Here is a 13,076-nt window from a genome sequence, read left to right on the forward strand (position 1 = left end):
TATTGCAAAAGGATTTTACCAATTTTTGTTGAAATAGTTACAAAAAGGATTCTCATGGGGGATACTATATGCTGTCATTAGAATGGTTAGAAAAATCAACGATCCTTGATCTTCAGCAAGCAATGTTAGAAGACAACCTTACTTCTCTCCAGCTCGTACAGTACTATCTTGAACAAATCGCAAATTATAATCCACGACTAAACGCTATACTAGAAATCAATCCTGACGCCCTTTTTATTGCAGAATCTCTTGATCGTGAACGCAAACAAAATGGACCCAGAAGTCCATTACACGGAATCCCAATCCTGCTCAAAGATAACATCAACACCGATGACCACATGCATACAAGTGCAGGTTCTATGGCATTAGCTTCTTCTTATGGCAAAAATGACGCTTTTCTAGTAAAAAATCTTCGCCACGCTGGTGCTGTGATTCTCGGTAAAACCAATATGACCGAATGGGCTAATTTCATGAGTGAAACAATGCCTAATGGATTTAGTTCAAGAGGCGGTCAAGTCTTTAATCCCTATGGGCCTGGAACACTTGACGTCGGAGGATCGAGCTCTGGTTCTGCTGTAGCTGTTGCCTGTCATTTCGCTACGGCTGCTGTAGGAACAGAAACAAATGGCTCTATTCTTAGCCCATCAAGCTCTAATGCTGGTGTTGGTATAAAACCAACCGTGGGATCTATTAGCCGGACTGGAATTATTCCTATTTCTTATTCACAGGATACCGCTGGCCCAATGACACGCAATGTCACTGATGCTGCAATCCTTCTCGGTGTGTTATCAGGAAAGGATTCACAAGATCAAGCGACGCATTTTGTACCTGAGTACCATGATTATACGCCATATCTCTTCCCTACATTACTTGAGAATTTAAGAATAGGTGTCGTTAAAAAAGGCTATTATGATGCGATGCATCAGGAAGAACAAGAACAATTGGCTAAAGCCATGGAAGATCTTAAAACGATAGGTTGCTCTATTGTAGAAGTGAAAGAAATAAGTCCATATCAGGAAGCGTTAGAGAGAGACTACCTGGTCCTTCTCCACGAATTCAAATCAGGGGTGAACAGCTACCTTGCTAAGGAAACAACCTCTTCTGTTCCACTAGATCTATCAACAATTATTGATTACTATAACCAAAATCGGTCGACTTCTCTGCCATTTGGTCAATCGCTTCTTATCGATTCAAACCAAACGCAAGGAACATTATCTGATCCATCCTATCTTAAAAGTCGACTCCAAGATTTGAAATACGCAAAGGATGAAGGTATTGATCAACTTATGGAAAGAGAAGATCTAGATTTATTACTATTCGCAGGCTCTTACGGTTCAACACTTCCCGCAAAAGCAGGTTACCCTTCTATAACCGTACCAGCTGGTTTCACTTCTAATAACAAACCTTTTGGCATCACTCTGACTGGTAAAGCATTTAGTGAACCACAGCTTATTAAACTTGCTTACGTCTTCGAACAACATACACATCATCGAAGATTGCCGCATTTGTTTATCAATAACCAGACGACACATGAGACAAGATGACTATCATTTATTAAAGAGCCATGATCAAACTTTTCCTTTTCACACCAAATAAAAAGCGTGAGCCTCTCGGCTCGCGCTTTTTAGGATTACTTCTCGATTGTTACCCATTTAAGAGAAGAATCAGCACCAAACTTGTGGATGTGGTAGTTTTTCACGTAGTCTTTCATGATAATAGCGGAACCACCTTGATAAGTTGGTAAGATCGCTGTATCTTCTTCGATTAGAATACGCTCAGCTTCTTGCATCATTTCCCAGCGCTTCTGCTCATCCGTTTCAGTTTTTGCATCTGAAACTAGCTTGTCATACTCTTCGTTAGAATAATCCATGCGGTTATAAGCGCCGTCTGTTTCAAACATGTAAATGTAAGTCATTGGATCTGGATAGTCTGGTCCCCAACCACCAGTTGAGATATCAAAGTCTCCTGCATCTTCAAGATCAAGGAACTGCTTCCAAGGCTGTTTGTTAATTGTAATTGTAAGACCGTCTAGCTTAGACTCAAACTGATCTTTCGCATACTCTGCAATTTTGGATGCAAGGTCACTATCAGTTGTAAGGAATTCAAGTTCAACTTTATCTGTACCAAGAGCTTCTAGACCCTTCTTCCAGTACTCAGCAGCATCGTCTGCTGTTTGATCTGCAAGATAGCCGTCTGGAGCTGGTGCACGGAAATCTTCATCGTTAAAGAATAGGAATTCTTTTGGTACAAGATAGCGAGCAGCTACTGAACCATTGTTAAGCAATACATTTACTAGACCGTCGCGATCATAAGAAAGGTATAGCGCTTTACGAATGTCATTGTTCGCAAGTGCTTCGTTCTTCTGGTTCATACGAAGGAAGTAAATAGTTGTATCAAGAATTGTTGTGAAATCTTCGCGATCTTTAAACTGATCAACGAAATCCGCACTAAGACCAGCACGATCAATTTTTCCAGTTTCATAAAGGTTAACTCGAGTTGCTTCGTCTTTTACGATCTTGTAATTCGCTTCTTTAAGTTGTACTGTATCTGCATCCCAGTACCCATCATTTTTAGCAAGCTTCCAACCGTCGCCATGATTCCATTCAGCTAGTGTAAATGGACCGTTGTAAAGCATTGTATCAGATTCAAGAGAATAGTTTTCGCCTTGCTCTTCAGCAAAGTCTTTTGGCTGTGGATAGAAAGATGCAAATGTTAAAAGGTCGAAGAAGTAAGGAACCTCTTGAGTCACTACTACTTCAAGTGTTTTCTCATCTACTGCTTTAACACCAAGCTCTTCTACCTTACCGTATAAAGGATCGCCTTCAGTGATAATTTCGTTACCATTCTTAATTCCTGCAGCACCCATCATTGATGCATATCCGCCCATAGTATCTGGGTGAATAATTTTGTGCCATGCATATACGAAATCATCTGCTTTAACTGGAGTACCATCAGACCAATTCGCATCATCACGAATCTTGAAAGTATAAACAGTTTCTCCGTCTTTTTCTTCAACTTGTGGCTCTTCAGCTGCCATACCTAGAACTGGCTTATTGTCTTTATCTAGACGATACAGCCCTTCAAATACCTGGTTCATTGCGTTAAATGCTACTGTATCTGTAGCCTGTGTTGAATCCATAGTCGGTATATCCTGTGTATCCGTTAAATTTAGCACCTGTTCAGCTGATCCCTCAGAGCTATCGCTGTCTCCGCTGGTTGCTTCTCCCTCACTGTTCGAGTTACTAGACGTGTTTGAGTTACCAGAACACGCTGCAAGGAAAAGGCTTAACAACAAGATGACCGAAAGCAGAAGCGAAAACTTTTTCTTCATTGTGTTACCCCCTATTTGTTTGTACCATTCAGTTGAAGATCTAGCACAATGTAGGCTCTTCACAGTTAATCATTCAAACGAATACATTCGACGGAAAACGTTGTGAGATCTATAACAGGGAGGTCATATCACTCAACCTATGTAAACCAATGCCGACTATTCGTTTGAATATTAACAATTAACTGAATGATTAAATTTATTTTAAATTTCAAAAAACTTTCTGTAACCATCCAATTTAGCCAAAAGTATACCATCCAATTTGTCTTTTCCTACAAAAATATCCGTCAAATGGCTTAAAACCTGTGTTTATAGAGAATATTTAATTGTTAATTTTTTTGAAAATTTTATACAATTTTATCTAAAATTCACTATAATAAGAGTGAGGTGGTGGACAATGGCGAGATTTATACTCAATCCAGAGAGCAGCAAACCGTTGTACAAACAAATCGTTGATTACTATGAGAATTCGATTATAAATGGATCTCTTCAAACTGGTAATGCCCTTCCAGCTGAGCGTGACCTGGCTGTCCAACTAGGTGTGAATCGGAGCACCGTTACGACAGCATACGCCGAATTACGTGCAAATGGCTATGTAACATCCAGACAAGGAAGTGGCACACGCGTAAGTTCTGAGGCTGCAGATTTAATTCCTGATCATTCAATGACATGGAATAAACTACGAAATCAACATTTAGCTGAAGACTCTTCTTTGTATGGAAAACATTACGAGTATTTAAAAGACCCATCATTAATAAATCTAATATCAGGATCAATAGCGGAAGATTTATGCCTGGCAAAATCTGCTCATGAATTAACACCTTTTACAACTAAGCTTGATAATGCTCCACCAACGAAAGAGCGCGTCACTCACTCGATCTGTCGGTTTATGAAACAATCATCTCTAAGTGAACACATGGTCCTCACATCAAGCCTTGAACAAGCGATGCTCTTATCAGTTAAATGTTTTCTAAACCCTGGGGATGCGATAGCTATGGAAGAACCTGTGAATTACTCACACTTAAATATCCTAATTGTCTCAGGGATCCGAGTTATTAAGTATTCAACAGACAAGCCATTAACACAAACCATGTTTCAAAAAGAAAGCATTAAACTTGTAATTGCCAACTCCAACAACATTTACGATCATTCCTTAAGTCATTCAACTATTTTACAACAAAGAAAAAAACTGCTTTCTCAATGTGAGAAAGTAGGCATTCCTATTCTCGAAATTGTTGAAACATCTTTACTTACTAATTCTGTAGGAAACGTTCTCCCTTCTTTTTTTGAATTAGGATCGAATCGTGAATTTGTTGTTCAGATTGGCCACGTCACAGGCATAGCCCCCGGCCTAAGTTTAGGATGGGTTCTTGGGCCAGAGCATGTAGTAAACCGAATACAAGAGGTACAAATGCAACTTTGCATGACTCCTCCTCCGGTATTGCTCGAAATCGTTGATAACATTTTAAATTCTGATGAACTTCATGATCATATTGATACGATCCAAGACCAACTGTATGTACGAAAGCAGAAAGTCCTGCATAAGCTTAATACTCTTAAAGATCACATAACGATACTTCAAATAGAAGACCCTACCTCTATTTGGTTTGATTTCAAGCCATCACTTAATCGCCAGGAATTATTTGATACGCTACTAGAATCAAACGTCCTGCTTGTGCCACATAAGCAAGAGCATGCTGTAAGAATGAGACTACCGCTTTCTTATGTAACAAAAGAGCAGCTCTTAGAAGGGACAAGTCGCCTAATCAGTGTCTTGAATACATTACACGTGAGACAATTCGCAGCAATTTACTAATAGTTGGCGATAATGATTTCCATTCAAACACCGATCCTCCCGGGGAACAATTCTTCGTTGGACAGATAAAGACAAATAATCACAAAAAAACGCTACCTCGTGCGAGGCAGCGTTTTTTGGTTACTTCTTTTTCTTTTTTCTTTGAGAATCACGGGCTGTTCCAACTTCAATACCAGTTCCTTGTCCTTCTGGCTGAGATGAAGCAAGTCTATTTGTAGTGGGGGTTGCTTTATGTTTTGCCATTTTTCTCACCTCCACCTTTTAGACTCTCCCGTGCCTCTTTTTATTATCCGATACCATTGACAACTATGTTAAGAAAAGAGAGTGAGGTATTCCCTGTTCATTCATAAAAACTTCTATTTGAAGTTTGTGATGCTCATCGTGTTCAATTAATCCTTTAATATAACTTGTTAGACAGAGAGGATACTTATCAATATAAAACGTGTTTTCCCATTCGAATGGGCGCCATTCTAGAAGTCTCTCGACTACTCGTTTTCTTGATTTTATCGTTTCCTTCACTAATTCCTTTTGGGTAACCCCAGATCTAGCAAATTTGGCTGCACGATTGTTCACTGCTTCTACCTTTTCAAGCTTTGGCAAAATCGCTTCACTCTTCATGTATGGAATTCGCTCTTCTAATAGATAATCATCCCATTTCATGATGTGAGAGAGAATTTCAGCTGGAGACCATTTACCTGATTTAATAGGCTTAAAAAACACTTCCTCACTCATCTCCATCGCCGTCGTTTCTAACCAGTTCGTCAATGAAGCATATTCGTTTAAAATTGAACGCTCATCCGTCATCTCATCTACTCCTTCCTAAATTAAAGAGCCTAGCGATGCTTTCTAGTTCGATCTCCAGCGATTTTTTTCCACTTTTTCTTTTCCTCGAGCTGAGCCTTCTTATTCGTTTGACGTTCAAGAAAAGCAAGCTCTCGGTTGAACTTTATATAATTCTCAAACCTTCTTTCTTCTAGCGTTCCATCAGAAATAGCATTTCTTACAGCACATTTTGGTTCACCTTCGTGCTTGCAATCCCTGAAATAACATTGTTCCGCAAGGCTTTCTATATCAGGAAAACTCTGAGACAGGTTATTCGTTTCCCACAATTGAAGTTCTCTCATACCTGGCGTATCAATCAGTACGCCTCCGGTATGAAGAGAAATCAGTTCTCGACTTGTCGTCGTATGTTTACCCTTACCGTCTTCTTCACGAATGTCTTGGACAACTTGAATATCTTGTCCGTATAACTTATTTATAAGCGTGGACTTTCCTGCTCCTGACGAACCAAGAAGAGCGGTTGTCGTTCCCTCAATTAAATAAGGAGTTAATTCATCAATCCCAATCTCAGTCGCTGAACTAACCACATGAATTGGTACTCCAACTGCGACCCCAGTTAATGCATTCACTTTCTCCATGACGTTATCGCAAAGATCTGCTTTACTTAGAACAATAACGGGGTTTGCCCCGCTTTCCCATGCCATCAAAAGGTATCGCTCAATTCGACTTGGATTAAAATCCTGATTTAATGCGTTTACAAGAAAAACCGTATCGACATTCGCTACGATAATTTGCTCTTCTGTCGTCGTTCCAGCAATTTTTCGAGAGAACTTACTTTTTCTTGGGAGCAACTGATGAATGATCGCTTTATTCTCTGATTTTGGAGTAATCAGTACCCAGTCACCAACCGCTGGCAAAGCATCACGTTGTGTTACTTCAAATCGGAACTTACCTGAAAGTTCTGCTGCATAAGAACTTTCTCCTGTTGAAACGCTGTAACCTCCACGATGTTCCATTTTAACTCGAGCTGGTATAAGTCCATCTTCTGTCATAGCTTGATAATTTTCTTCAAAGTATGAATTCCATCCTAATTTTATTCGTTTCAATTGAAAGCCTCCTGATTAATAAGTGTAAATATGACAAAAAGCCGTACAATGATGTCGGCTTTTATCATACAATCAGCGTAAGTAATTAGCTGATAAAGTATAAAAAACCATAGACACAGTCGCACAGCCCATGGTTTTTGATCTTATTAATCAGAAGTAAGAAAAGGTTCCTACCCTACCAATGGGACTGTGCACAATATGCAATTAACGATGAATTCTTTTTGTTATTTACCATAATGCACAGCCCCTTTCCGTTAGTTAATACTTTTAGTATACGCAACATCGTGTGAATTGGCAATCTTTTCTGACAAATTAACTAATTTCGATTACTACGGCAATACCTTGTCCTCCGCCAATACACAGGGAGGCAACACCATATCTTCCATTTCTGCGCTTTAATTCTTTTATGAGAGTATAAAGAACACGTGTCCCACTTGCTCCAACTGGGTGTCCTAACGCGATGGCACCCCCGTTTACATTCACTCGTGAGCGATCAAGCTCTAGCTCCTTTTCAACAGCCAGATACTGAGCTGCGAAAGCTTCATTTACTTCAATCAAGTCCATATCTTGCAATGTCATACCTGCTTTATCTAGTGCCTGTCGAATGGCAGGAACAGGACCAATCCCCATGATTGAAGGATCTACTCCCGCTATTCCCCAAGAAACGATTCGAGCAAGAGGCTTGAGATTTTTAGACGTAACGTAATCTGTTCCTGCTAATACGACCGAAGCTGCCCCATCATTAATTCCACTTGCATTTCCACCAGTGACAGTTCCATCTTTTTTGAAAGCTGGCTTTAAACTAGCTAGCTTATCTTCTGTAGTACCTTCTCGAATATGCTCATCAATCGCAAAGCTTTCAACCCCCTTCTTCCCTTTTATCTCAACAGGGGCGATTTCCTCCACAAAAATGCCTTTCTCTCTTGCTTCGGCTGCTTTTTGCTGACTTCGGGTTGCATACTCATCTTGATCTTCTCTAGAAATCCCATACTTTACTGCAAGATTCTCTCCCGTTATCCCCATTCCTGTTCCAGTATACTCATCTGTTAACGTAGCCAACAGCATATCATCCATTTTAGGAGCACCCATTTTAGCTCCAAAACGATTTCCTCTTAACGTATAAGGCGATAAGCTCATATTCTCCGCTCCGCCGGCAAGGGCCGTTTGACCGTCTCCCATCATAATAGATTGAGCAGCTGATATGACGGCCTGCATTCCAGAACCGCATAAACGATTCACTGTTAGTGCAGGGCTCTCGATCGGTATTCCTGTTCCAAGAGCAATATGACGTGCGAGATAAGAAGTATTTGATGTTGAATGAATCACATTCCCAATAACAGAAAGATCAATTTCACTAGCCTCTATCCCGCTTTTTACTAGCGCTTCCTTGCTTGCCGTAATTCCTAAGTCAGTTGGACTAATATCTTTAAGTGAACCTCCAAACGTTCCAAATGGCGTTCTGGCACCCTCCAAAATAAAAACATCTTTCATGTTCTCCCCTCCATTCTTCTCTATTTTACAAACAAAAGGAAAGCGTTTACAAGTTTTTTTAGAGAGAAAAGATTTAACTCTCTTTCACTAATTGAATCCATTATTGTGCCGTGTATCCTCCATCAATGACCACTGCCTGACCTGTAATTCCTTTTGCCTTGTCGCAAAAAACTAGTTATCTTCTTGTAAATAAACCTTTGCTTTACCTCAGTAAAAGAGACTACCCTTGTGAGACAGTGTTTTAAGATATTTTTGTTTTTTGCTTCTGATAGCCTTTCTAGTTGTTCGCTATAATCACTTGTTATCTCAACTCCTCCGGAACAAACATCTGCCCATTGATTTAAAGTCATTCTTCTATTTAAGTGACGAGAAAACTTACAGAAAACTCCATTTACTTCGATTAGACAATGGAAAAGTCAATTTATATTTTGCTATAGCTTAACCGAATCATATCCCGACAAGGAACACCGTTTTCTATAATCGTTTCAGGATAGCTATCAAAAAAACCTTCAATAACATCTGTTATTCGAAAGTGACATTTTTGATAGAGAGCTAATTGATCCAGACTTGAATTACCCGTGCCAATCTCTATCGTAGTCGCTCCAAGCGCCTCTGATCTTTGGATAGCATCGTTAATAAGCTTTTTTCCTATTCCCTTTCCCCTTCTATCCTCCCTTACTGCTATATTCATGATCTCCATTATTTCCTTTTCTTTTTTTACTAGAACATAGACTCCCATCACTTCTTGCTCTTCAACCGCAACATAACAGCTCCCAACTTTTAAATAACGTTCAATATGATCGAGAGATGGATCAGCATTAAGTAGAAGATCATAAGGAAAACCCTTTTTTATTTGCATTATCTTCATCAAAAAACCTCCTTACTCAGTCATTTTCATCCTACCTTTGTTCTTTTTCACAAGTTAATCATTCTATTCTTTTATGAACAATGCCTTCAAACACCATAAAAATAAAAAATCGTGCCTCGGCACGATTTAAGAAGGTTTGACTTTAGATGTAATGATAACACTGATCACTAGCGACAAAATCAAACTTATAAGATCAATAGGATTATATAGAAGGCCAAACGTAACGGTGCCTGTCACCTGTTGCCCCTTAGCCCAGGCCATCAACCAATCTGGTTGAAATATAGCATTAACAATCGAACCAATGATTAAATTCAAAATGAAATAGAAACTAATAAGACTGATCGTAAAAATAACGTATTTCTTCAAAACACCATGCTCCTTCTCCAAACGTCTTCTGAATTATTGTAACCTGTTGTAATCAAATTTCACAAATTAAAGAAAGATGCACCCCTTTTTTTATAAAACCATAGGGTAATAGCATCACATATTCAGGAGGCCTATGATGTCATTTAAACATTACAGATACAACGAATGGCCTAATCCGTATTCACCTTGTTATCCCTCTTATTATCGCCCTTTCCCTCCAATTGAAGTGACTCGTTTCCAAAAATCAGCCGAGACGTGTTCGAAGCTAATGACAGATGGAGAGAAGCTGCTTAATAAAGTGGAAAACGACGCTCAATTTGCTCATGAATTAAAAGACGCCGCTCAGAAAAATGATCATTCCCATGTTCATATGCTGATTCAACGTGCTGGCGTGACTTCTCCCTTTCACATAGCTTATACGCCAGACGCCATTCGCGTAGATCTCACAGCAGGAAATCAAGATAATTGCAGTGAATTAACGCTAAAGCTCTGCTGGTAACCGTTACTTTAACTTCCTTCGAAGAGAAAAATAAAAAACACTAACCTAAACGAACGGCAGTAGTAGCAATATTAGAATCGGATAGGCTGAGAAATAATGAGATATAAACGGTTGAAAAGTCATTGCAGCAATTAAAAAAGGCGTGACAAACATCATCGCAATATAAGCATTGCGACACGCATGGGCGGTTAAAGCTTTTTCCCGTTCATCATCTTCACACAGTTCGGAAGGAAGCAAAAGCGCTTCTTTCCAACCCTTATTCTTTCTTCTCTTACTACGAGTGAATATAAAGCCAATAATACCCGTAATCAAAATAGTCATAAGAATAGGGAGTAGGTTAATCGTAACTTCACTTCCGTCTCCACTTATTATAGTTTGAAATTGCGAAGCTGCATCGAAATAAGTAACCATTGCCCAACCAAACAGACCAAGTATAACCAAGTTCATTAAATAAACGAAAGATAATTTCACTCCGATTCCCCCTGTAGTTGAAATACTTCCTCCACCGACATGTCAAATTCTCTACAAATATTCATAGCTAGTAATAATGACGGAACATACTCACCCTTTTCCACAGCTGCGATCGTTTGTCTCGTTACCCCTACTTTTGAAGCAAGCTGCTGCTGCGTTAACTGAAAACGAGCTCTTAGTTCTCTAATTCGATTTTGTAATGTCACCTGAACCCCTCTCTCACATTTCCTTTATATGTATTCTACACCAAACAAAATGTTAAGTAAACCTAACTTAAAGTTAATAATAATTAACTTTTTGACCAAAGAAAAAAGCCTGGTTTCCCAGGCTTTCTATTTTACAATTAGGACAGGACATGGCGATTGTTGAGCAACCTTCTCACTTACGCTTCCAAGCATCCATTTTTTAATCCCACTCAACCCTCGACTCCCGATAACGATTAAATCTGCTTCTGTCATAACGGCTAGATCCACGATTTCTTTCGCCGGATCGCCACTTCTTACATCAGAATGAACATTCACACCCATATGATGCAGCGTTTCTTTCACTTCTCGAAGCATTGCTTCTCCATCACTTCGTTCGACCGTTACGCCACTTTGCTCTTCAGGAATCGGTGTGGGGACACCAGCATGTCCTTCATTACCGATACTTCCAGTGCCATAAGGAATTCTCGTCGCTGGTTGAGCTGAAAGTTTATGTGATTCTTTCGCAACATGCACTAAATGAATAGAAGCTTTGCTTAGTTCTGCTAATTTAACTGCCTGGTGGAGCGCTTTTTCACTATCCTCAGAACGATCATAAGCTACTACAATTTTCGAATACATGATACCTTCCTCCTCAGTATTTGAAGTAGTATGGATATACCCCTACTGAGAGGAAAATAACGCCATTATTGAAAACGTATTCATATAGATATATTTGTTACACTAGCCTCATTATCCGGTAATAATAGGTTCTTTTGGGTAATGGTAACGTTCGAGAGGAGCGTTTCCTCGCATCATCAGAAGAAACGATATAATCCCAATTCTTCCAACAAACATGAGAAAGATAATAACCCATTTACCCGCAGTACTTAGTTCAGGAGTGATGCCAAGGGATAAACCCGTTGTACCAAAGGCTGAGGTCACTTCAAATACAATGGCAGTTAATGAGAATGGTTCTGTTGCTGAAAGAATAACGACTGCCAAACCACAAAGACCAGTCGCTGTAAAAATGACGATGAACGATTTGATAATATCATCATGTAAAAGCTCTCTCCCAAAAACTTTGACACTTTTTCGACCTCTTGCGAAGTGAACGACTGTTAATACAGCAACAGCAAAAGTAGTCGTTCGAATCCCTCCGCCAACACTGCTTGGAGATGCGCCAATAAACATAAGTAAACTTAACACTAACTGCGTAGACAGAGTGAATTCACTCACGTCCATAGTTGCGAGACCACCATTTCTCGTTGTAACAGATTGAAACAATGAATAGAATAGCGATTGATCCCATGACTTATCAGCCAAGAAATTTCCTGCTTCTAAAATCCAGATAAGGGCGGTACCGATTAAGATTAGAGCAAAGAAAGTAACCGTCGTAACCTTTGTAAACAACGTAAAGCGGTACGCTACCGTTTCTTTCTTTTGGAATAAGTATTCTTTCAGTTCGATAAGAACAGGGAACCCTATTGCACCTAATATAAGCAGAATCATGTTAATGGATTGCACAAAATAATCATTTGCATATGGGATAAGTGAGCTCCCAGTAATATCAAATCCTGCATTTGTTGTAGCACTTACTGACGCAAAAAAACCTTGCAAAAAAGCATCTTGCCACGCATCATAATACTTTAACAAATAGATCCCAAGAATAATTGTCCCTATCGCTTCAAATAAGAGAATAAGCCCGAGGATTTGTCTCATTAGACTTACAAGACCAGTAACGTACCACGATTTTGATCTGTACTAATAAGCTGACGTTCTTTCATCCCGATTTTCTTCCCCATTAACAACCAAACAAAAGTTCCAAGGGTCATAATCCCAATTCCACCGAATTGAAGTACGAAAGCAAGGATGTATGTTCCGGTTGTACTAAACGTATCAGCAGTAGAAACGACTGTTAATCCTGTAACACTAATTGCACTTACAGCTGTAAATAAAGCATCTATAAAGCTCCATTCAACACTAGCTTGGTGGGCAACCGGAAGACTTAAGAGAACCGTCGATAATGCTACAGCCGCAAAATAGAAAAGAACAATCAGCTGGACGGAAGAAAGTTCTGTTGCTTTTTCTTTGATTTTCATCTTATTCCTCCTCAGCCTTTCTGATCTATGACTGGATTATTTCTGACATCGTGTTCTTGTAAATCTC

General features: G+C 39.4%; 13 protein-coding genes and 1 pseudogene. 3 read left to right on the plus strand and 11 right to left on the minus strand.

All coding sequences use genetic code 11. The features are described 5' to 3' along the window. Positions 1 to 68 precede the first annotated feature (68 nt). The gene (locus tag ACIFPW_RS19695; RefSeq protein WP_430246719.1) at positions 69 to 1,544 is read left to right on the plus strand and encodes an amidase family protein; all 1,476 of its coding nucleotides are present in this window, start codon (positions 69 to 71) and stop codon (positions 1,542 to 1,544) included. 86 nt (positions 1,545 to 1,630) lie between these two features. Here ACIFPW_RS19695 and ACIFPW_RS19700 read toward each other — a convergent pair whose 3' ends face one another. Next, positions 1,631 to 3,331 carry a peptide ABC transporter substrate-binding protein gene (locus tag ACIFPW_RS19700; protein WP_194219938.1) on the minus strand — a complete coding sequence of 567 codons (1,701 nt, stop codon included), beginning with the start codon at positions 3,329 to 3,331 and terminating at the stop codon, positions 1,631 to 1,633. 394 nt (positions 3,332 to 3,725) lie between these two features. On the opposite strand from ACIFPW_RS19700, the gene ACIFPW_RS19705 reads away from it, so the two are divergent. Further along, a complete protein-coding gene (locus tag ACIFPW_RS19705) occupies positions 3,726 to 5,144 on the plus strand; it encodes a PLP-dependent aminotransferase family protein (RefSeq protein WP_430246721.1) in 1,419 nt (472 codons plus the stop codon). Positions 5,145 to 5,264: 120 nt separating this feature from the next. On the opposite strand, the gene ACIFPW_RS19710 is transcribed toward ACIFPW_RS19705, so the two are convergent. The 6 genes from ACIFPW_RS19710 to ACIFPW_RS19735 all read right to left on the minus strand — a co-directional run bounded on the left by ACIFPW_RS19710 (position 5,265) and on the right by ACIFPW_RS19735 (position 9,755). After that, positions 5,265 to 5,387: a YuzL family protein gene (locus ACIFPW_RS19710; RefSeq protein WP_430246723.1), complete on the minus strand. Its 123-nt coding sequence runs from the start codon at positions 5,385 to 5,387 to the stop codon at positions 5,265 to 5,267. Positions 5,388 to 5,450: 63 nt separating this feature from the next. Further along, positions 5,451 to 5,948: a DinB family protein gene (locus tag ACIFPW_RS19715; protein WP_430246725.1), complete on the minus strand. Its 498-nt coding sequence runs from the start codon at positions 5,946 to 5,948 to the stop codon at positions 5,451 to 5,453. 29 nt (positions 5,949 to 5,977) lie between these two features. Continuing rightward, positions 5,978 to 6,976: a ribosome small subunit-dependent GTPase A gene (gene rsgA, locus ACIFPW_RS19720; protein ID WP_430246917.1), complete on the minus strand. Its 999-nt coding sequence runs from the start codon at positions 6,974 to 6,976 to the stop codon at positions 5,978 to 5,980. 366 nt (positions 6,977 to 7,342) lie between these two features. Next, the gene (locus ACIFPW_RS19725) at positions 7,343 to 8,521 is read right to left on the minus strand and encodes an acetyl-CoA C-acetyltransferase (RefSeq protein WP_430246727.1); all 1,179 of its coding nucleotides are present in this window, start codon (positions 8,519 to 8,521) and stop codon (positions 7,343 to 7,345) included. A 421-nt stretch (positions 8,522 to 8,942) separates the two neighbouring features. Continuing rightward, positions 8,943 to 9,389: a GNAT family N-acetyltransferase gene (locus ACIFPW_RS19730; RefSeq protein ID WP_430246729.1), complete on the minus strand. Its 447-nt coding sequence runs from the start codon at positions 9,387 to 9,389 to the stop codon at positions 8,943 to 8,945. Between the two features lie 126 nt (positions 9,390 to 9,515). Next, positions 9,516 to 9,755: a hypothetical protein gene (locus ACIFPW_RS19735; protein ID WP_194219929.1), complete on the minus strand. Its 240-nt coding sequence runs from the start codon at positions 9,753 to 9,755 to the stop codon at positions 9,516 to 9,518. Positions 9,756 to 9,891: 136 nt separating this feature from the next. Between ACIFPW_RS19735 and ACIFPW_RS19740 the strand changes: the two genes are divergently transcribed. After that, positions 9,892 to 10,254: a hypothetical protein gene (locus ACIFPW_RS19740; RefSeq protein ID WP_430246731.1), complete on the plus strand. Its 363-nt coding sequence runs from the start codon at positions 9,892 to 9,894 to the stop codon at positions 10,252 to 10,254. Positions 10,255 to 10,299: 45 nt separating this feature from the next. On the opposite strand, the gene ACIFPW_RS19745 is transcribed toward ACIFPW_RS19740, so the two are convergent. From ACIFPW_RS19745 to ACIFPW_RS19760, 4 genes and pseudogenes are all read right to left on the minus strand, one after another. Beyond that, on the minus strand, positions 10,300 to 10,725 hold the full coding sequence (locus ACIFPW_RS19745) for a hypothetical protein (protein WP_430246733.1): 426 nt from the start codon (positions 10,723 to 10,725) through the stop codon (positions 10,300 to 10,302). Continuing rightward, on the minus strand, positions 10,722 to 10,931 hold the full coding sequence (locus ACIFPW_RS19750) for a helix-turn-helix transcriptional regulator (protein ID WP_430246735.1): 210 nt from the start codon (positions 10,929 to 10,931) through the stop codon (positions 10,722 to 10,724). Before ACIFPW_RS19750 ends, ACIFPW_RS19745 begins: the two co-directional genes overlap by 4 nt. A 126-nt stretch (positions 10,932 to 11,057) precedes the next feature. After that, positions 11,058 to 11,549 carry a universal stress protein gene (locus ACIFPW_RS19755; protein WP_430246737.1) on the minus strand — a complete coding sequence of 164 codons (492 nt, stop codon included), beginning with the start codon at positions 11,547 to 11,549 and terminating at the stop codon, positions 11,058 to 11,060. Positions 11,550 to 11,660: 111 nt separating this feature from the next. Continuing rightward, positions 11,661 to 13,009, minus strand: a pseudogene (locus ACIFPW_RS19760) (TrkH family potassium uptake protein). Positions 13,010 to 13,076: the final 67 nt, after the last annotated feature.

This window comes from Pseudalkalibacillus sp. NRS-1564, from assembly GCF_050467905.1.
Lineage (GTDB): Bacteria > Bacillota > Bacilli > Bacillales > Guptibacillaceae > Guptibacillus > Guptibacillus hwajinpoensis_B.

Coding starts and splice junctions, on each gene's coding strand:
- ACIFPW_RS19695 (WP_430246719.1), top strand. CDS start 69: ATGCTGTCATTAGAATGGTTAGAAAAATCAACGATCCTTGATCTTCAG.
- ACIFPW_RS19700 (WP_194219938.1), bottom strand. CDS start 3,331: ATGAAGAAAAAGTTTTCGCTTCTGCTTTCGGTCATCTTGTTGTTAAGC.
- ACIFPW_RS19705 (WP_430246721.1), top strand. CDS start 3,726: ATGGCGAGATTTATACTCAATCCAGAGAGCAGCAAACCGTTGTACAAA.
- ACIFPW_RS19710 (WP_430246723.1), bottom strand. CDS start 5,387: ATGGCAAAACATAAAGCAACCCCCACTACAAATAGACTTGCTTCATCT.
- ACIFPW_RS19715 (WP_430246725.1), bottom strand. CDS start 5,948: ATGACGGATGAGCGTTCAATTTTAAACGAATATGCTTCATTGACGAAC.
- rsgA (WP_430246917.1), bottom strand. CDS start 6,976: ATGACAGAAGATGGACTTATACCAGCTCGAGTTAAAATGGAACATCGT.
- ACIFPW_RS19725 (WP_430246727.1), bottom strand. CDS start 8,521: ATGAAAGATGTTTTTATTTTGGAGGGTGCCAGAACGCCATTTGGAACG.
- ACIFPW_RS19730 (WP_430246729.1), bottom strand. CDS start 9,389: ATGAAGATAATGCAAATAAAAAAGGGTTTTCCTTATGATCTTCTACTT.
- ACIFPW_RS19740 (WP_430246731.1), top strand. CDS start 9,892: ATGTCATTTAAACATTACAGATACAACGAATGGCCTAATCCGTATTCA.
- ACIFPW_RS19755 (WP_430246737.1), bottom strand. CDS start 11,549: ATGTATTCGAAAATTGTAGTAGCTTATGATCGTTCTGAGGATAGTGAA.